The 18974-nt window shown below is 61.8% G+C and carries 16 protein-coding genes; 6 read left to right on the forward strand and 10 right to left on the reverse strand.

Annotation, left to right across the window (positions count from 1 at the left end; all coding sequences use genetic code 11):
• Nucleotides 1–660 (forward strand): hypothetical protein (locus tag VF629_RS07920; protein ID WP_331057929.1); only part of this gene is annotated, 660 nt, incomplete at its 5' end.
• A gap of 118 nt (nucleotides 661–778) precedes the next feature.
• Nucleotides 779–979, forward strand: a complete 201-nt coding sequence (locus tag VF629_RS07925; RefSeq protein WP_331057930.1) for a hypothetical protein — start codon at nucleotides 779–781, stop codon at nucleotides 977–979.
• Between the two features lie 23 nt (nucleotides 980–1002).
• On the opposite strand, the gene VF629_RS07930 is transcribed toward VF629_RS07925, so the two are convergent.
• The 3 genes from VF629_RS07930 to hemF are packed head-to-tail and all read right to left on the reverse strand — an operon-like array spanning nucleotide 1003 to nucleotide 3137.
• Complete coding sequence (locus VF629_RS07930) at nucleotides 1003–1626, reverse strand: flavodoxin family protein (protein WP_331057931.1); 624 nt, start codon at nucleotides 1624–1626, stop codon at nucleotides 1003–1005.
• Nucleotides 1627–1648: 22 nt separating this feature from the next.
• Nucleotides 1649–2218, reverse strand: coding sequence for a phosphatase PAP2 family protein (locus tag VF629_RS07935; RefSeq protein ID WP_331057932.1), 570 nt, complete (start codon nucleotides 2216–2218; stop codon nucleotides 1649–1651).
• Nucleotides 2211–3137, reverse strand: coding sequence for an oxygen-dependent coproporphyrinogen oxidase (gene hemF / locus VF629_RS07940; RefSeq protein WP_331057933.1), 927 nt, complete (start codon nucleotides 3135–3137; stop codon nucleotides 2211–2213). Before hemF ends, VF629_RS07935 begins: the two co-directional genes overlap by 8 nt.
• Nucleotides 3138–3273: 136 nt before the next feature.
• Here hemF and VF629_RS07945 point away from each other — a divergent pair, with 136 nt between their 5' ends.
• Complete coding sequence (locus VF629_RS07945; RefSeq protein ID WP_331057934.1) at nucleotides 3274–5523, forward strand: alpha-ketoacid dehydrogenase subunit alpha/beta; 2250 nt, start codon at nucleotides 3274–3276, stop codon at nucleotides 5521–5523.
• A gap of 170 nt (nucleotides 5524–5693) precedes the next feature.
• On the opposite strand, the gene VF629_RS07950 is transcribed toward VF629_RS07945, so the two are convergent.
• Complete coding sequence (locus VF629_RS07950; protein WP_331057935.1) at nucleotides 5694–8408, reverse strand: BamA/TamA family outer membrane protein; 2715 nt, start codon at nucleotides 8406–8408, stop codon at nucleotides 5694–5696.
• Between VF629_RS07950 and VF629_RS07955 the strand changes: the two genes are divergently transcribed.
• Nucleotides 8399–9157, forward strand: coding sequence for an RNA methyltransferase (locus VF629_RS07955; protein WP_331057936.1), 759 nt, complete (start codon nucleotides 8399–8401; stop codon nucleotides 9155–9157). The two genes, VF629_RS07950 and VF629_RS07955, sit on opposite strands and share 10 nt — an antisense overlap.
• A gap of 472 nt (nucleotides 9158–9629) precedes the next feature.
• Here VF629_RS07955 and VF629_RS07960 read toward each other — a convergent pair whose 3' ends face one another.
• The 3 genes from VF629_RS07960 to VF629_RS07970 are packed head-to-tail and all read right to left on the reverse strand — an operon-like array spanning nucleotide 9630 to nucleotide 12474.
• Entirely contained in the window at nucleotides 9630–10781 is a 1152-nt protein-coding gene (locus tag VF629_RS07960; protein ID WP_331057937.1) for an outer membrane beta-barrel protein, read from the reverse strand.
• 25 nt (nucleotides 10782–10806) lie between these two features.
• On the reverse strand, nucleotides 10807–11913 hold the full coding sequence (locus tag VF629_RS07965; protein WP_331057938.1) for a hypothetical protein: 1107 nt from the start codon (nucleotides 11911–11913) through the stop codon (nucleotides 10807–10809).
• A gap of 3 nt (nucleotides 11914–11916) precedes the next feature.
• The gene (locus VF629_RS07970) at nucleotides 11917–12474 is read right to left on the reverse strand and encodes a sigma-70 family RNA polymerase sigma factor (RefSeq protein WP_331057939.1); all 558 of its coding nucleotides are present in this window, start codon (nucleotides 12472–12474) and stop codon (nucleotides 11917–11919) included.
• 217 nt (nucleotides 12475–12691) lie between these two features.
• Between VF629_RS07970 and VF629_RS07975 the strand changes: the two genes are divergently transcribed.
• The gene (locus VF629_RS07975; RefSeq protein ID WP_331057940.1) at nucleotides 12692–13678 is read left to right on the forward strand and encodes an ABC transporter ATP-binding protein; all 987 of its coding nucleotides are present in this window, start codon (nucleotides 12692–12694) and stop codon (nucleotides 13676–13678) included.
• Between the two features lie 478 nt (nucleotides 13679–14156).
• Here VF629_RS07975 and VF629_RS07980 read toward each other — a convergent pair whose 3' ends face one another.
• Both VF629_RS07980 and VF629_RS07985 read right to left on the reverse strand, forming a co-directional pair.
• Nucleotides 14157–14516, reverse strand: coding sequence for a CoA-binding protein (locus VF629_RS07980; RefSeq protein ID WP_331057941.1), 360 nt, complete (start codon nucleotides 14514–14516; stop codon nucleotides 14157–14159).
• Between the two features lie 136 nt (nucleotides 14517–14652).
• On the reverse strand, nucleotides 14653–16221 hold the full coding sequence (locus tag VF629_RS07985; RefSeq protein ID WP_331057942.1) for an NAD(P)/FAD-dependent oxidoreductase: 1569 nt from the start codon (nucleotides 16219–16221) through the stop codon (nucleotides 14653–14655).
• Between the two features lie 198 nt (nucleotides 16222–16419).
• On the opposite strand from VF629_RS07985, the gene VF629_RS07990 reads away from it, so the two are divergent.
• The gene (locus tag VF629_RS07990; protein ID WP_331057943.1) at nucleotides 16420–17739 is read left to right on the forward strand and encodes an MFS transporter; all 1320 of its coding nucleotides are present in this window, start codon (nucleotides 16420–16422) and stop codon (nucleotides 17737–17739) included.
• 146 nt (nucleotides 17740–17885) lie between these two features.
• Here VF629_RS07990 and VF629_RS07995 read toward each other — a convergent pair whose 3' ends face one another.
• Nucleotides 17886–18878 (reverse strand): tryptophan 2,3-dioxygenase family protein, encoded by a 993-nt coding sequence (locus VF629_RS07995; protein WP_331057944.1) that lies wholly within the window; start codon nucleotides 18876–18878, stop codon nucleotides 17886–17888.
• Nucleotides 18879–18974 lie beyond the last annotated feature (96 nt).

Below are 18974 nucleotides of genomic sequence, written 5' to 3' on the forward strand. Positions count from 1 at the left end.
ATTCTTTATGCCCTCCTGGGGTTGGCTCCGGTGTTGCTGGGCTGCTCCAAAGCCGATGACGCCGCTCCCGGGCTCGCCAGCAGCAAAGGCTGCAGCGAGGTCCTCGTGGTGCCGGTTAGCGCGCACGGCGTGAGCAAAGCCGACGCGGCCACGGCCAACAGCTTGTTTGCCCGCAACAACCTCGACAACAGAACCTTTCGCTACACCCGGTATTCCCGCGAATCGGTGCAAACCTATTTTCCCCCTTACGCCGCTTTCGACTCGCAAGTGGTTGGCGTGGAGGAGTATGCCAGTGGCCTGCCGGTTTTTACTGCAACGTCGAATTTCCTGTTTAAAGACGGGGCATTTCACTACCGGGCGGGCAAGCCATTCGCTGGCACTAGCCTGAGTGCGGTTCCTGCCCTAAAACCAGGCCAGCTACGGGCACTTTTTGAGGCTACTATTAACAAAGTAGACCCGCAACGCGGGAATTTGCAGAACAAATGCGTGAACGTAGAATTCGGTTATTATGACCTCAACGCCGGCACGAGCAACGCCGCCGAAAACCTGGTAAAAGCGTGGCGAGTCACGCTCAAGAACGAACCGTACCCGTTCGCCTACTATGAGGACAAGGACGGCCGGCTGATTTACTACGACAACGGCTTTCGCACTTTCCGATAAACATTGAGGTGGAACGCCGCTGGCTTATCGGCCCGCAACTCCTTCTGCGACAACGCAACAACTTAGCGGCTGACGGTGCGTAGGAAGTAAATCCTTCCACGAAACCGCATTTTGCATCATGTCCAAACGCGAATTAATTGAACCCAACGAAGGCGACAAGCGCTACATCCGCCGCGATAAAGAAGGCAAGATTGAGCAGTCCGTCGACCTGAACCGCTCGCTGTCGCTCGACGACCGGCACAACTCCAAGAAGACCAGCAAGCCCGGCCAGGGCGACAAAGGCGACGGCCACACCGGCAACCGCAAGCCCGCCAAGTAATGCAAGCCAACAAAAAAGCCCCGCTACATCATTAGCGGGGCTTTTTTGGGCCTTGTGGGGGGCAAGGCTTCGGGAGTGCCAACAAAAGAAACGGGCGGTGTGGCAAAAAATGACTTGGCCAGCAACTGCGCGTGGTCATCGTTCTGGATGTCGTTGGGAAGCGAGCCGGTGCCGTGGAGCATGCCGCCCCACTGCATTTTGAGGTATTGAGCGGTGAGTATGAGCGACTCTTCCAACGGCTGGGCTTCAAACTTTCCCACGTTGCTCACCACAATCGACCACAGGGTTTTGCCCGCCATCTGCTGCCGGAAATTGAGGTTGGGGATGCGCAGCCACGCGTTCCAGTGGTCGAGGTAGTGCTTGGCCTGGGCGGGCATGTTGTACATGTAGAGCGGGCTGACCAGCACCACGTCGGTGGCCTGCACGGTGGCAGTCAGCAGGGTTTTGGCATTGCCCACGGGCTGCGGAAACGACGCGTGGTGCCGCAGGTCCGTAAACTCCGGCAGGAGAAAGTCCTGCAAATGAAGCCACTCTTGCTCGGTGCCGAACGGAAGCGGGTGCGCGGCACAATAAGCCAACTGCTCGCTATTGCCTAGACGCCGGGTGCTGCATAGTAAGAATAGGAATCGTCGAGGTTTGTTATACATGAAATATAAGAAAGCATAGTATTTATTGAATCTGTTCAGGCGCCCAATGCTGAAATGCCAAAGCGGCAAAACAGCCAAGTAGAGCACCTATTGCGGCTCCGCCTAGTACATCGGTAGGATAATGGGCTCCGAGGTACATTCGACTATAGGATAACAGCAGCGCCCACGCAAATATAATTATTTTCAGTAATTGGAACCGGCCCGCGGGCAGCGCAATGGCCATAAACACGGCGAGTGCCATGGAATTGGCGGCGTGTGACGATAAAAAGCCAAATTGCCCGCCGCAGCCATCGGGCAGGTAAAGCTGCGTGAAGACGGTGGCGTCGTGGCAGGGGCGGGGCCGGCCGAAGAACGGCTTGAAAATGCGGCTGGTGATGCTGTCGGCCAGGCCCACGGCGGCAAAAATGAGCGGGAGCAGTAACACCGCCCGCCGCCGAAAGCGATAAATAAGCCACCCGATGAGCACCGCGTAGGCGGGAAACCACACCAGGCGGTTGGAGGCAAAAACCATGACGGCGTCCAGCACGGGGCCGTTGGCGTGGTTGATGGCCACCAGCAGCTGGCGGTCAAGGGTTTTGATGGTTTCAAGCATCGGCCAGCCAGTTTACGCCCTTGCGGAGCCAGGCCAGCGTGCGGGCCTCGGGCGTGCCGGGCGCGGGTGGGGCGGGGTTGTAGGCCCAGCCGGTACGGGGCGGCAGGCTCATGAGAATGCTCTCGGTGCGCCCGCCGGTTTCGAGGCCGAAGCGAGTGCCGCGGTCGAAGGCCAGGTTGAATTCGGCGTAGCGGGCGCGGCGCTGCGTTTGCCAGGCTTCTTCGCGCTCGCCAAACGGCAGGGCGTGGTTTTCGGCCATGAGCTCGGAGTAGAACGGGCCGAAAAGCTCGGCCACGTCGCGCATGAAAGCGAACAGCTCCTCCGCGCCGCCGTCGGGGCCCACGGTTAGCCGGTCGTAGAAAATGCCGCCCACGCCCCGCGTCTCCTGGCGGTGGGGCAGAAAAAAATAGTCGTCGGCCCAGCGCGTAAACTTGGGATAGTACGCCGGGTTGTGGCGCTGGCAGACGTCCTGCAGGCGCGCGTGAAACCGGCGGGCCTGGGCCTCGTCCACGTAGATGGGCGTCAGGTCGATGCCGCCGCCAAACCACGCCTCGCCATTGCCGGCCTCAAAATAGCGCACGTTCATGTGGATGATGGGCACCCGCGGGCTGCGCGGATGGAGCACCACGCTCACGCCGGTGGCATAAAAGCGAGGGTCGGGCATGTGCAATTGCCGGGCGGCGGCGGCGCTCATTTGGCCCCACACGGCCGAAAACCCCACCCCGCCCTTTTCCAGGACGCGGCCGTTTTCCAGGACTTTTGAACGGCCGCCGCCGCCGCCTTCGCGCTGCCAGGCATCGGTGAGGAAGTGCGCGGGGCCCGCGTCGGCGGCTTCCAGTTGCTGGCACAGGCGCAGTTGAAAATCAGCCAGCCAGGTTTCAATTTCGGGCCGTATGGTGGGGGAGGCAGTGGGAGTCACGAAGATGGAGGTGCAGAGGGCACAGGTTGGGAGCGAACGGAATGCCCGAGCCGGGCCGAAAGTGCCGGCTTGGATGGGCGGCCAAAGATACGGCGGCCGGACAGGCGTACTTTTGTGTACTCACTTCCCATCCTCAATGTCTGATTTTGCTGCTTTTGGTGCTCCCGACACCACTGACTTTGCATCGACCCGCGTAGCCACGGCCGCCGCCGCTGCCGCCGCGGCTTTCACTGCCCCCGCCAGCGTGCCAGCCTCGGCGCTCGCGGCCGACCCCGAACTGCTGCGCCGCGCTTACCGGCTCATGCACACCGCCGCGGCCATGGCCACGCTGTATGAAGAAGAAAAAACCGTGGCCGCGCGCTACGTGCACGCCACCGCCCGGGGCCACGAGGCCGTGCAGCTGGCCGCCGCTTTTCTGCTCACCGAGAACGACTACGCCGCGCCTTACTACCGCGACGACGCCATGCTGCTCGGGATGGGGCTGCGGCCGTTCGAGTTGATGCTGCAGCTGCTGGCCAAAGCCGATGACCCCTTTAGCGGCGGCCGTACCTATTATTCGCACCCGTCGCTGCGGCGGCCGGGCTTCCCCATCATTCCCCACCAGAGCTCGGCTACGGGCATGCAAGCCATTCCGGCCACGGGCATGGCTCACGCCCTGGCCTACTTCGAGAGCCAAGCACTGGCGGTGCCTGGGAATGAGGAATCAAGAATGAGGAATGAAGAATTGGAAGGTGGTAAACATTCTCAATCTTCACTCCCCGTTTCTGCTTCCAAGCCCGTGGTGCTGTGCTCGATAGGGGACGGTGCCATGACTGAGGGAGAAGTGGCCGAGGCCTTGCAAATGGCCATTTTGCATCAGTTGCCCATTGTGTATTTGGTGCAGGACAACGACTGGGGCATTTCGGCCACGGGCCGGGAAATGCGGGCCATGAACGCCTACGAGTTTGCCGCCGGCTTTCCCGGACTGCGGCGCCTGCAAGTGAACGGCGCCGATTTTGGCTCGTCGCACGCCGGGCTAACCGAAGCGTTTGCGCACGTGCGCAGCCGGCGCGGCCCGGTGCTGGTGCACGCCAAATGCCCCTTGCTGGGCCACCACACCAGCGGCGTGCGGCGCGAATGGTACCGCAGCGACCTGGCCACCCACCAGGAGCAGGACCCGCTGCCGCGCCTGCACCAGCAGCTGCTGGCGGCCGGCGTGTCGGTAGAAGAGCTGGCGGCCCTGGCGGCCAAGGCCCAGGCCACCGTGCGCGACGACTGGGCCGAGGCGCTGGCCGCGCCCAACCCGGACCCCGCCACCTTTGCCAACCACGAGTTTGCGCCCCCCGCCGTAACCGCCGAAGCCGGCGAGCGCCGGCCCGCGGGCGCCGAAAAAACGTTGATGGTGGACGCGGCCCTGCACGCGGTGGACGACATTCTGCGGGACTTTCCGGAGGCCCTTTTCTACGGCCAGGACGTGGGCGGGGAACTGGGCGGCGTATTCCGCGAAGCCGCGCTGCTGGCCAAGAAATACGGCGATGCCCGGGTGTTCAACACCCCCATTCAGGAAGCCTACATTGTGGGCAGCACGGCGGGCATGGCGGCGGTGGGCGCCCGGCCCATCGTGGAAATTCAGTTTGCCGACTACATCTGGCCGGCCCTGAACCAATTGGTGGAAGAACTGTCCAAGTCGTGCTACCTCACGATGGGCAAATTCCCCATCCCGGCCCTGATACGCGTCCCAATTGGCGCATACGGCGGGGGCGGGCCGTACCACTCGGGTTCCATCGAAAGCACGCTGCTGACCATTCGGGGCATCAAAGTGGTGTACCCCAGCAACGCGGCTGACATGAAGGGCCTGATGCGGGCCGCGTTTCTGGACCCCAATCCAGTGATTATGCTCGAGCACAAAGGCTTGTACTGGAGCAAGGTGCCCGGAACGGAGGACGCCAAAACCTTCGAGCCCGCTACGGGCTACGTGGTGCCGTTGGGCCAGGCCGCCATTGCTCAAGCCGCCGACGCCGACAAGCTGCGCCGCGGCGAAACGGCGCTGGTCGTGACCTACGGCATGGGCGTCCACTGGGCCAAAACCGCCAGCCGCGACTTCCCCGGCCAAATCGAAATCCTGGACCTGCGCACGCTCAACCCCCTCGACTTCGAGGCCGTGACGGCTGCCACCCGCCGCCACGGCAAGGTGCTGGTGCTCACGGAGGAGCCGCTTATGAACAGCTTCGCCGAGAGCCTGGCGGGGCGCATTCAGCGCCACTGCTTCGAGGTGCTGGATGGGCCGGTCTTCACGCTGGGCGCTGCCAACCTGCCCGCCATTGCCCTCAACGTGGAGCTGGAGCGCCAAATGCTGCCCAGCGCCGCCAAAGTTGCGGCCGCGCTCGGGGAACTGCTCGCCTATTAAGAGCCTGCCTGAACAATGTCCACACGGTCAGCAGGACCGTGGTTTTTTTATCAGGCTTGTTGTTCGGATGAGTTCTAAAGGAGCTGAAAAACGAGGAGGCCGGGCGGCGGGAGGTGGACGAGGCGCTTAGCACATTCCAACCCTCAGCCGCCCGGCCTCCTCGTTTTAGATTAAAAAGGGTAGCCAATGCCCAGGTTGAAGGCAATGGGGTTGGCGCTGGAATCGAAGTTGCGCAGGGCCCACCGCTGGCCCGGGAAGGCGGTGGGGTCGTAAATTTTCGTGGAGATGTCGAGGCGCAGGATGAGGAACGTAAAGTCGAACCGTATGCCAACGCCAGAGCCCACAGCAATCTGCTTGTAGAATTGGTTGAGCTGGAACTGCGCGCCCGGCCGCAGGTACTGGCCAAATGCTGGCGAGCTCGGGTCTTCTTGCCGGCGTTCCTGCAGGCCCCACACGTTGCCAAAGTCAGTGAACAAAGCCCCCTTTACGAAACCGTAAATGGGAAACCGGTATTCCACGCTGCCCTCCAGCAACAGCTCGCCGGGCTGCTCGGTGAGGTAGTCGCGCACCACTCGGTTGTCGGTGGTGAGGCGGGTGGGCGTGAAGCCCCCGGGACCGAGGCGGCGGGGCTGCCAGGCCCGCAAGCTGGTAGAGCCCCCGGCAAAAAACGACTTGTCGTAGGGAATGATGTACTGGGCATCGGAGGCCTCGGTGGCGGGGTCGTCGGTTTTGGTGAGGGCGTGCACCACGCCCCCGTTCAGGCGCCACACGAAGTAGGTTTGGGGCGTGAGGTGGTGATAGCGGCGGTAGTCGATGCTGAACCGCGCAAAGTCGTAGACGTTCAGCTCGGTTTGCTCATACAGCGACTTTTGGTAAAGGCTGCGGGTAAGCCCCCCAATTTCGCCAAACAGACGCAGGTACTTAGCGTCGCGCGTTTGGTTGAAATCGTTGGAATTGTACAGCGAGGTGAAGCTGAAGCTGGGCTCGATTTGCTTGTTAAAGGACCGGTACAACGACGACCCCTGCGTGAGCCGCAGGAACTCGAGCCGTTCCCGGAAGGCAGTGCTCACGTCAAGTGTGTTCACCAGCGTGATGACGACCGGCGAAAACACGTACTGGTGAAACACCGACTTTTGCCAGATGTAGTCGTAGGCAAACTCAAAATTTGACCGCGTGTATTCGGGCCGGTCAACAAAGGTTTCGGACAGCGAAAGCCGGGTTTTGGGGTTGTAGCGGGTCAGGAAGCGGTTGGTGCGGAAGGGAACCAGGAACTGCGGAAACACCAGTGCCGCCGTGGCGCCCAACTGGTAGGTGAACACCGCGACGGGTTCTTCTTCGGTGCTGTTGAGGTCGGCCACGCGCGTCAACTGGCCTTCGATGCCCGCCCGCAAACCCAGCTCCAGTACCTCGGCGCCCCCGAAGGGGTTGCGGTTTTTGAGCCGCACGTTGATGAACGGCCCCACCAGGGTGGCAATGTAGGTGCCGCCGAACTCGGTGGTTTCGGCGTACTTCGGCGCGGGCGAAGCGTTGATTACGGCGTTGAGTTCTCCGGTGGGCGGCTTCAGGCCCAGGCTGTCGGCGGTGGGCGGGTCGGGCACCTTGCGGTAGTTCACGGTGTTGAAGCGGAACATGTCCAGGTCGGCCAACAGGCGCTGGGTTTGCAGGGTGCGGTCCAGGCTGTAGCGCTGGCCGGGGCGCACCAGCACTTTGCGGGCCAGCAGGCTGGTGCTGAACTTTTGGTCGTAGGCGGCAAAGCGCACCGAATCGGTCGTAACCGTGTCGGTGCGGACGCCCAGGCTGGGGCGAGTGCGCAAGGCGCCGGGGGTGCCGGCGCGGCGCAGGGTGTCGCCGGCCGCGTTGCGCAGGGTGCGGCCCACGCCGGCGTCGGTCACGAAGCGCACCTGGCGCACCGTGTACACGCGGTGGCCCTGGGTTGGGCTGGGGTTGGCGATGAGCGTGCGCAGCCGCACCGTGAATTTTTCGTAGCTGGTGTCGGCTTCCAGGGTGATGTATTGCTCGCGGAAATCGAAGTAGCCCGCGTTTTTGAGCAGGGTCTCCAAGCGGCTGCGCTCTTTGCCAATGAGCTCCTCGTTGTACCGCTCGTTTTCCCGCAGCAGGGTGGCGCCTTGGGCGCTTCGGACGACCGCCGCCACGCCCGAGTCGGGAATGCTGGGCTCCTGCAGCCGGTACACATAAGGCTTATTCTCGGTGACGTTATACTCCACCGTGACGCGGCGCCGCTGCTTGGCCAGGTCCAGCGAATCGGGCTTGCTGGGAAAAATAGAGCCCACGCCCACCAGCAGGCGCTTCACCAGCCCGCGCTGGTATTCGGCCGTGTCGTTGGCCGTGACCCGCGCCCGAAAAAAGCCCTGCGACCGCAGGAAGGTGGTCATCTGCTCCACTGAGGTCCGGGTCAGGGCCGTGTCGTAGATGACCGGGGCCTCGCCGAGCCGCATGATGGCGTTGCCCTTGTCGAGGGCCAGCTGCTTGCGGTTGATTTTGCGTTCGCGCTGGGCAATGAGCTTGCCCAGCTCCGCCGAGTCTGTGGCGGCTTTCAGCTTGGCGTCGTAGGAGAGTTGCAGGTCGCGCAGCTTGTTTTTGATGCGCGCCGAGTCGTAAAACCGATGGCCCAGTTGGTAGATGGCTAGCTTTGGCAGCGGAAACCGGCTGTTGGGCTGTTGCTGGGCCAGCGCGGTGAGCCGTTCTTTGTCGGCCTGTTCCACCCCTTTTATTTCGACGCGGCTGAGCAAGCGTTGGTTGGGCCGCAGCAGCTTGAAGGGCGAGCACGCCGCCAGCAGCAGCAGCCCCAGCAGCCCGCTGGTGCGCGCGTGCTGCCAGCCGGTGGCCCGTAGCTTCGCTGAATAGTTAATCAACAATGGTTTCAAAAGCACTAGGCAAATACGTGCAGTCGCTGCACCAAAAAAAATACCGGCAACGCCACGGGGCGTTTCTGGTGGAAGGTGGCAAAAGCGTGTTGGAGCTGCTAAGTTCAGACTTGGAACCCGAACACTTGCTGGTCACCGCCGAATTTGCTGCCCAAAACCGTGCCCACTTGCCCGCTCAGCTGCCCGTGCTGGTGGCCACCGAGTACGAACTGACGCAACTGGGCACGCTGGCCACCAACACCACCGCCCTGGCCGTGGCCCGCCTGCCCACCGAAAAACCTCTGCCACCAACGCTGCCCGAATCGGCTTTGTTGCTCGCCCTCGACGAAGTGCGGGACCCCGGCAACCTGGGTACGCTGCTGCGCCTGGCCGACTGGTACGGCCTGCCCGGCGTGGTGCTCAGCCCCGGCTGCGCCGACCCGTACTCCCCCAAAACCGTGGCCGCCACCATGGGCGCTTTTGCCCGCGTGCCCGTCTGGGAGCGCGACCTTACCACCTGGCTGCCCACTTTGCCGCCGGCAGTAGGGGTTTTTGGCGCCGATTTACACGGCGAGAACGTGCATCGGCTCACGCTGCGCCCCGCCGGCGTGCTCGTGATGGGGAGTGAGTCGCACGGCCTCACGGCGGCGGTGGAAGCGGCCCTTACGCACCGGCTGCACATTCCCCGCGGGGCCAGCGGCGGGGCCGAAAGCCTCAACGTGGCCATTTCGGCGGCCATCCTGCTTGATAATTTTTTTCGAAACCAGTAAACGCGTAAGCCTCAGCAGTTGAAATTATTGGCTGCAAGCTTGGGCAGCAATCGGGCCGATGGTACAGGGTTTGTGCTTTGCTATGCAGCCGTACATGGTGGGAATCAGCCACGAGCCGCCGGCGGCCATCTCGCGCCGCCACGAAGTTGCGGGACTCCATCAGGCTGGCATCGGTGGCCGCTAGATTCACAAAAAAGGCGAAGAGATACACCACGGCTACCGTGGTCCACCGCGAACGGGTGCTAGTGAAGGTCAGGCCCGGCATCGACTTTTCTCATGGTGTGTCTGGTCCGGGCAATTGAAGGCGAAACTTGCCCCAGGAGGTTCAGTATTCGATACTGGGCCTTAATAAGATGTGGCCACGCTGCGCCCCACGCAAAAGCCCCCGCTCCATAGTAGAGCGGGGGCTTTTGCGTGGTTTCAAAACGGACTTATCAACCGGTCCTGACGAGCAGGGAGTTGGCTGCGGTTGTTAGTTGCCGAACAATCTCAGGCCAAAGCTCACAACCTGGGCGTCGGGGCCTGCATTTTCTCGGAACAAGTTGTTCATGTTGTACTTAGCGAACAACTCGAGGCCGCCGTAGCCAATGGTGCCCTGCACGCCGTAGAGAAAGTCCTCCATGTTGTAGCTGCCGTCCTCTTTTTGCTTCTCCGTATTGCCGTCGGTGGTGTACTTGAGCTTGGTCCAGGACTTGATGCGGTAGCCGACAAAACCGCCAGCTCCCATGGCAAAAGTGTTTTTGAAGTGCTTGTCGCGCAGTTGCAGGCGCAGCATTACGGGAAGGTTGACCGAAGACGTGCCAAGCTTACTCTTTTGATATTGCCGCCCGTCGGTTTCACGCACCACTTGGGTAATGCCGGCCTGGTTCACCCATTTATTATTGCCGCTCAGCATGAAGTTGTTGAAGGCAAAGTGGGGGCCGAAAGTGAGACCAACGGGGCTGCGTTTGCCGCCGATGCGCGTGTGATAATCCAACCCAAAGTTGATGTAACGGGAGCCTTCGGTGCGCAAGTCGGCCCTTTCGGCGGGGCCCGTAGGCGTTACTAGGGCCTTTTGGTTTACGAGCGCATTGAGGCCCAAGTCCAGCACAAAGTCGGAGGAAGTTCGCTTTTTCTCAATGTTCCGCAAGCGGGTGGAGTCGCGCTTGGCTTGGCGCTCTTCCCGCGACGTGCCCTCGCCGGTGTTGTAGGATTTCGAGCCGTTCTCATCCGTGGTCACGGTCACACCGAACGTCTTGTTCAGCATTACGTCTACGCGGTTGTTGTGGGCCGACTTCCGGCGGGTGGTGATGCGGATTTGCTCGGGCAGGTTTTTGCCGGGCTGGTCTTTGTCGGGGTAAAACTGCAGGGTGACCTGGTCGGTGGTGGCCGACTGAGCCGTTTTCTCGGCCTGGAGGATGTAGGTGGCCAGGCGCGAAGTCAGCGAGTCGAGCTGGTAGTTTTTCATCTGACGCAGCTGGGCCGCGTCGCGCACCGTGAGGGTGATGGTGGCTTGGTTGGGGAGGCGCACCACGATGGTGTCTTTTTGCACGGTCCGGGTGGAAAGGCCGCCGGCCTGGGCCGTGTTCAGCCCGCCCAGCAAGGCCGCCATCAACAGAAAGAAGGTGAGAATTGCGCGTTGCATGATTTCTAAAAAGATGGGAGTGGAATTACAATTGAATGGACTTGGTGAGGCTGCGGCCCGCCACCGTGGCCCGCACGGTCACGTTTTCGGGCAGGCCCGTCACTTCGGCCAGGCTCACCCGCTCGCCCCGCACCAGGTGCCCGGCCTGTTGGAGCAGCCGGCCCCCGAGGCGGCGCCGCTCTTCGGGCTCGGCCAGCCCGGCCAAGGCCGTGCCGACTGTTTTGGTGGGCCGGGCGGCGGGGTCTTCGCCGGTCCGCACATCCACCGTAATCAGGGAATGGGCGAGGGCCGAGGCGGCCACGGCGGGGACGTTTTCCGGCGCCGGTACTACTTGGGGAGCCACGGCCACCACCGGGGTGGTTTCGGGGGCTTGCCGCGGCTCGTCAGCAGCGGTGGGTCGGGCGGGGCGGGCAGTAGTTTGGGCCACTTGGGGAAGACGGCTGGCGGCCGCGTCCGGACGCCGGGAGGTTTCGGTCAAGCGGCGAGGCGACTGCCCGGGGGCGGAAATCCTGGCCTTTGGTGCGGTAGATGCAACCATCCCGGAGCGGGTTGCCTCGGGGGGCATCTTTTTTTGAACGGCTGCCTCGGCGCTGGCCGTGGGCTGTTGTTGGGGCGTGTTCGCCGCAACGGTGGGCTGCTGGCCAGCAGCGGAAGCAGCTTGTTCAGCGGCGGCTTCAGCCCCGGCTTTTTTGTCGCCATTGCCTGTTGTGGCATTCGTCGCAACCGTCCCTGCCGGGTGTTGCGCCTTGTTGCGGCCTGGCTGCTTTTCAACTGCCGGCACCGTGGCCACTTCGGTCGTCCGCGCGGGAAAGCCCAGCCACAAGCCGGCGCCGCCCGCCACGAGCAGCAACGCCAGCGCCGCGGCAATGGCCATGGGCCACCAAGCCGCTGCCCGCCGTTTCACGGGGCGCAGGTGTTCGTCTTCGAGGCGCTCCCATAGCTCGCGGCTTGGCGGGGTGGCGTGGCCATTCAGGCCGTGCTGGAACAGGTGGTCGATGCGCGGGGCCGGGGCTTCCGGCGCGGCCTCGTCCGCGCTGGCGGCTTGCAGGCGGGCCCACAGGTCGTCGGCCGGCGGCGTGACGTGGCCGTCGAGCTTGTCGCGGAATAAGTCGTCTATATTTTCAGGAGGCATAATTCAGTTGGTCGAAATAGCGGAGAAATTTACCCGGCGCTGCAGCATGGCGCGGGCCTTGCTCAGCTGGGACTTGCTGGTGCCCTCCGAAATGCCCAGCAGCTCGGCTATTTCCTGGTGGCCGTAGCCTTCCAGGGCGTAGAGGTTGAACACCGCGCGGTAGCCGGCGGGCAGGGTGGCCAGCAGGGTCAGGAGGTCTTCGGCCTGCAGTTGGGTGTCGGCCGTGGCCGCGGTGGTGGCCAGGTTTTCGGGCTGGGGAAACTCTTCGAACGACACCACCATTTTTTCGTGCTGGCGCAGCTGCATGAGGGCTTCGTTGACCATGATGCGCCGCACCCAGCCTTCGAAGCTGCCCTCGAAGCGGTACGTAGGCAAGGCCCGAAACATCTTGGCAAAGCCCAGCAGCAGGGCTTCTTCGGCGTCTTCGCGCCGCTTGAGGTAGCGGCGGCACACGGTGAGCATGAGCCCGGCCAGCTGCTCGTAGAGCTGGCGCTGGGCCCGGTGCTCGCCCCGCACACACGCAGCGATGAGGTCGGCTTGAGTCACGGTAAGAGTTGGCAAAGGGCAGAAGAAAAAGAGGTGTTGTCGCGCGAGATGCGAAAGTAGGGCCGAAGGTTGCCTGGCATTGCGGGTTTTTATTGCCCTCATGCCTTGATTAAGTGCCCGCCCGCCGGGAGCCAAACGCTTGCTACCGTAGCTTGCACCGCCAAGCCGACCAGCGCAGCCCGCTGGCCGCATTCGTACATCATCCCTTGGCCCCGTTGCGGCCGACCTGAACTTGCTCACAGTATCTGGCATTTACCTGCACGAACACGGCAGCCCGGTGTTGCAAAACATCAGTTTTGCGCAGCCAGCGGGGCGCAAGCTGGCTCTGACCGGCGAGTCAGGAGCCGGCAAAAGCACGCTGCTGCAAATCGTGGCCGGCCTGATTCAGCCCAGCGCCGGGGAGGTGCGCGTGGCCGGCAGCCGCGTCCGTGGGCCCGCCGAAACCCTGGTGCCCGGCCACCCGGGCGTGGCCTACCTGTCCCAAAAATCGGAGCTTCCTCATTCGCTGCGGGTCGAGCAAGTGCTGCGCTACGCCAACAAGCGGCCCGAAGCCGAAGCCCAGCAACTGTACGAACTCTGCCGAATTGAACACTTGCTGAGCCGCCGCACCGACCAGCTCTCGGGCGGCGAGCAACAGCGCGTGGCGCTGGCGCGCCTGCTGCTGGGCAGCCCCCACTTGTTGCTGCTCGACGAGCCCTTTTCCAACCTCGACCGCTCACACAAACGCGCCTTGCAGGCCATCCTCGAAGACATTGGCGCCCGGCTCAGCGTCACCTGCCTGCTGGTGTCGCACGACGCGGCCGACACCCTGCCGTGGGCCGATGAAATCATGGTGCTTCGCCGTGGGCAACTCGTGCAGCAGGGAACGCCCGAACAGATTTACCAACAACCCGTCGATGAGTACACGGCCGCCCTCTTCGGGGATTATAACCTGATTGATGGCCCCGACCGCCGGGCGCTGCTGCCCGCAGGCACGCGGCTGCCCAAGAATACCGCCCTGCTAATCCGACCCGAGCAGCTGGTCGTCAGCGCAAGTCCGCTGGACCGCAGCGTGCGCGGAGTGGTGATAGCAATTCGCTATTTCGGCGAATACCACGAACTAGAATTCTCCTTGCGCGAAACCGTGGTAAAAGCCCGAGTAAACCAAGTTGCGGTTGCGCCGGGTGACAAAGTCTACCTGGCAATAAGCCCAGGAGCAGGCTGGACGGTGCGGAAGTAAACAATCAGGCCCGCAACAGCCCTGACTCCGGAAATGAAGTCAGGTGCGGGCCTAAAGGAATTTCAATATCAGCGTACACGTCGGACAGTAGCGCGACCGTGCACCGACTCCGAAACTACGCTAAGGTTTTGACGCTGTTTAGAAACTATGTGGCTCCGCCCGGTCGGACGCCCTAGGCGTCCGACCGGTTGTTGGTCGCACCATCCTCCCGAAAGCCCTGCCGACAACCGGTCGGACGCCTAGGGCGTCGGACCGGGCGGAGCCGACTTCTCAAACCTCTTCTTTAATAGAAAGCGTGGGTAAAGCTTTACGAGCGAATGCTAAACCTCATGCTGAGTTAGTCGAAGTATTCCGCTCGCTTCTCCAGCCGCGGAACCTCACCGCTGACCCCTCTCCTTTGGGAGAAGAGGGGCGGCTAGATGGAGCAATAAAGCGGCTTCGGCTAACTCAAAAGAAACGTTGCACTCTCTTCACACGCTTAGTACTGCCCAATAGAAAGCAGCACCAACGTGCACGCTTCTTCCGTTTGGATGCCGCGCTGCTGGGCCAGGCGCTCCAATTCCGGGTTTTCCGTGCCGGGATTGAATAAAATGCGCTTAGGCTTGAGGTCAAGGATGTAGTCGTACCAAGCCGGCTGATTTTGCGGCCCGACGTACAGCGTCACCGTATCGACATCCTCGGCCTGGGGCCGGTCGGTGTGGATGGCCATGCCCGCTACTTCGCCCTTCCGAATGCCCACCGGCACCACCTCATGGCCATGATTTTTGAGCATGTGCGCGGCTCGGAACGAGTAACGGGCCGGGTTGTCAGAAGCGCCGAGAACGAGGGTCTTTTTCATAATTCAAGAGAGGAGGGGAATGGAAAAGTAAAAGCCGAAGCAGCAGGCAAACCAAGTATATATTTCGAAAATCAACAATTGAGCGTCGACATAAATTCGGAAGTCGGCCAGCTGAACACTACCGCCCCAACAGCGTCTACGCCAAAACGGCTAAAACCGCTTCGGCGCACCGCTCCCCGTCCATCGCCGCCGAGACAATGCCGCCCGCGTAGCCGGCGCCCTCGCCGCACGGAAACAGCCCCGCCACCACCGGATGCTGCAGCGTGTCTTTGTCGCGGGGGATGCGTACCGGGGCCGAAGTCCGGCTTTCCACGCCCACAATCTGGGCGGCATTCGTCGCGTAGCCCGGAATTTTGCGCCCGAAGTTCTCGAAGCCTTGGCGCAGGCGCGCGGCCAGGGTGGTCCCCAGCACCTCGTCCATGCGCACCGGCACCAACCCGGGCTGGTAGGACGTCTCCAGCAGATTGGCCGAAGCTCTGTTCTTCAGAAAATCGCCGAGCAATTGGGCCGGCGCTTGCTGCGTGCCCCCGGCCGCCTGGCAGGCGCGCTGCTCAATCTCCTGCTGGAAATGCAGGCCTGCCAGGGGACCGTACTGCGCCACGTCCAGGTCGGCGAGCTCTACCGCGACCACAATGCCGGAGTTGGCGAATCGGGAATCGCGCCGGCTGGGCGACATGCCGTTGACCACCACCTCGCCCGGCGATGTAGCCGCCGGCACAATAAACCCGCCGGGGCACATGCAGAAGGAGAACACCCCACGCTGCTCGCCGCGCACTTCCGTTTGGTGCACCAAGGCATAGGAGGCGGCGGGCAGCAAGCCGCGGTCGGGTCGCCGGTACTGGGCTTGGTCGATGAGCGCCTGCGGGTGCTCCACGCGCACGCCCAACGCAAAGGGCTTGGCCTCGATGAGCACGCCGCGCCGGTGGAGCAGGGCATAAATGTCGCGAGCCGAATGGCCGGTGGCCAGAATGGTGGCGTCCGCCTCGATGGTTTGCCCGGCCGCGGTTACCACGCCGCGCAGGCGGTTGTGCTCGAGGATAAAATCGGTGACGCGTGTTTCGAAATGAACTTCTCCGCCGGCCTCCACAATGGCTTCGCGCAAGGCCTGCACCACCGCCGGCAATTTATTGGTGCCGATGTGGGGGTGGGCATCGACCAAGATGTCGGGGGTAGCACCGTGCTGCACCAGCCGCCGCAGCACCCGGCCCACATCGCCGCGCTTGGTAGCCCGGGTATAAAGCTTGCCATCGGAGTAAGTGCCAGCGCCGCCTTCGCCAAAGCAGTAGTTGGAGTCAGGATTTACGATTTGGTCTTTGTTAATCGAAGCAAGGTCTCGGCGGCGAGCTCGGACGTCGCGGCCACGCTCCAGCACAATCGGTTTTAGACCTAGTTCGAGGCAGCGCAAGGCGGCAAATAACCCAGCAGGGCCAGCACCAATGATGGCCACTCGTCGGCTTGTTGGTTTAACATTTGGATAAACAAACCAAGGCCCAAACAAGTCTTTTGGTGGCGCTTGTGGGTACACATCGGCCCGTAACCTCACCATGGCTTGGCGCCCGCGGGCATCGATAGACCGGCGCCGTAGATGCACGTAGTCCACTTCACCCGGCCGGTAGCCACTTTCTCTTAAAATGGCTTCGTAACGCGAAAACTCATCAAATGCCTCTTCAGGGGAAATGAGAATTTCTATTTCTTTTTTATTCATTTGTGTAAACAGAAAGGTAGTTATCCTTTTGTAGATTAATTCTTGAAAGCAGAACAAGCGGCAAAGTTACAGCGTGAGGACAGGCTGTCGAATGGGGCCTGCTGTGCAAGTCAGAGGACAATTTTCAAAAAGCAATAAGCCTATTGTGAACCCATCTGATAGCAAACACCCGGCTGGCGCATCACGTTTCTTTGTCTCATGAATACTTCTGCCCCTGACAAGCCAGTTTCGCGGTTGCGCTCCATCATCAGTGGTTCCATTGGTAACCTGGTGGAGTGGTATGACTGGTATGCTTACTCGGCCTTTGCCTTGTATTTCGCCCCGATATTTTTCCCGAAAGGCAGCGCAACAGCCCAGTTGCTGAACACAGCCGCCATTTTTGCCGTAGGCTTTTTGATGCGGCCTTTGGGGGCCTGGCTATTGGGAGCTTACGCCGACAAGCACGGCCGGCGCGCGGCCTTATTGCTTTCGGTTCAGTTGATGGCTGGCGGCTCGCTGCTGATTGCGGGCACGCCGGGGTACGCAACCATTGGGTTGGCAGCACCGGCCTTGCTGCTGATAGCGCGGCTGGTACAAGGCATCAGCGTGGGCGGAGAATACGGTACCTCTGCCACCTACCTGAGTGAGATGGCTGGGGCCCGGCACCGTGGCTTTTGGTCCAGCTTTCAGTACGTCACCCTGATGGGCGGGCAGCTGCTGGCGCTGGTGGTGCAACTGGGCTTGCAACAACTACTGTCGGCCCAGCAAATGAGCGAGTGGGGGTGGCGGGTGCCCTTCGTATTGGGGGCCGTGGCCGCAATTGGGGCCTTGTACTTGCGTACGCACATGGGCGAGACGGCGGCTTTCGAAGAGCAGCGAAATGCTCCTGCTCGTTCCGCTGAAGCCACGGCTCCGAGTTCGCGACAAAGCGGCTTTCGGGTCTTGCTTCAACACCCGAAAGCTGTGTTCACGGTGGTGGGCCTTACCCTGGGAGGCACTTTGGCTTTTTACACCTTCACCACTTATGCGCAGAAGTTTCTGGTGAATACTTCTGGGTTTTCTAAGGAAGAATCTACGCTGATTTCCTTTGGCGTCATGGCGGTGGCGTTGCTGTTCCAACCCTTGCTGGGAGCAGTGTCTGATAAAATTGGTCGTCGGCCCGTGCTGCTGATGTTTGGCATTGGCGCCAGCTTGGGCACCGTTCCGTTGCTTCGGCTCCTGGCCACTACGCACAGCGCCGGCACGGCGGCGCTCTTGTTGATAGGGGCCTTGTTTGTGGTTGGGGGCTATACTTCCATCAACGCGGTAGTAAAAGCCGAGCTATTTCCCACGGAAATCAGGGCCCTGGGCGTGGGCCTCCCTTATGCACTGACGGTGGCCATCTTCGGCGGCACGGCCGAGTATGTGGCCTTGTCTTCCAAGGAACGTGGCGTGGAAGAGTGGTACTACTGGTACGTGACCGGGTGTTGCGTGCTGTCGCTGCTGGTGTATTGGCGCATGGGCGACACCCAGCGCAACTCCCGTATGGCACCCGAGTAAGGCGCAAAAGTTCAGCAACCAAAAAGCCGCGGGTGCCATGAGCTCCCGCGGCTTTTTTGGGTTGACTTGCGAAATGGGAATATCTAAGCGGGCAGGGCTAAAGCAAGGTGAATGGCATCAAGTTGCTTCTCACCTTTTCCAACCACTTATGCGCCCACGCCCTCTTCGAGCACGCTTTCTACCCAGCCTTTGCCCCAGTCGGCCAGTTCTTGGGCATTCCACAGCTGCGGGTAAAAAATGCGGCGCTGAAACTTGGGAGGCAGGTAGTTGCGCCAGTTAGTGCCGCCGGTTGCGGCCACGTCGGTGGGGTTGCGCTGCAGGTAGCGCACAGCCGACTTGAAGTGCATCAGCGGCCAGTTCACGTTCACGCTCACGTCGAGCTGGCGCATGGCGCGCAGCAGGCGGGGGTGCTGCTGGTCCTCGGCGGGCAGGCGCTGCACCACGGCCCACACGTTGCGGTCGTGGTAGGCCTCGGCGTGGCGAACCAGGTCGGCGGTGTATTTCCGTTCAAATTCAATTAGGGTCAGGGCCTTGGCGCCGCTGGCTTCGATGGTGGCGCCGGCTTTCCAATAAATGCAGCCCAGCATTTGGTCGTAGTCGTGGGCCGAGGCCTCGCCCAGGGCCTGCCGCTTGGCCTCGTCGGTGAGGTTGGCCAGGCTGGTGCTGGCAATTTCTATCATGCGGTACTGCACCGATTGGAAGCCCGAAGCCGGCATGAGGGCCATGCGGAAGTCCAGGAATTGCCCCTTGTCCATGCCGTCGACCATCACGTCAAACGAGTCGATGAGGTTTTCGAAATAGCGGTTGATGCGGCCCAGGCGCAGCACGACCTCGCCCAGGGTGGGTTGCTTCAGGTCGCCAATCTGCTCGTACTCGCACAGGCAGAGCTTGAAGTAGAGCTCCGAAATCTGGTGGTACATGATGAAAATCCGCTCATCGGGCAGGTTGGTGAGCGGGCGCTGCAACGAGAGCAGGGTGTCGAGCTCGATGTAGTCCCAGTAGTTGATGTACTTCGCGTGGTAGAGGCCTTCGAGGTAGGCGGCAAGGTCCTGCCCGTCGGGGGCGTACTTCTCTTGCAGCCGTCGAAGCTGGGTGAGCACGGCGGGCGAAAAATCGTCCGGGGTGGGATGGTCGGACATGGGAAATAGGGGAGTGAGGTGGGAGTGAATGCCTGGGTGGGGGCGGGGCAAATATCGGTAAAATACCCAGGTTGCAAGGCCAATTTGAGCGGCTTG

The organism is Hymenobacter sp., from assembly GCF_036388155.1.
GTDB lineage: Bacteria > Bacteroidota > Bacteroidia > Cytophagales > Hymenobacteraceae > Hymenobacter.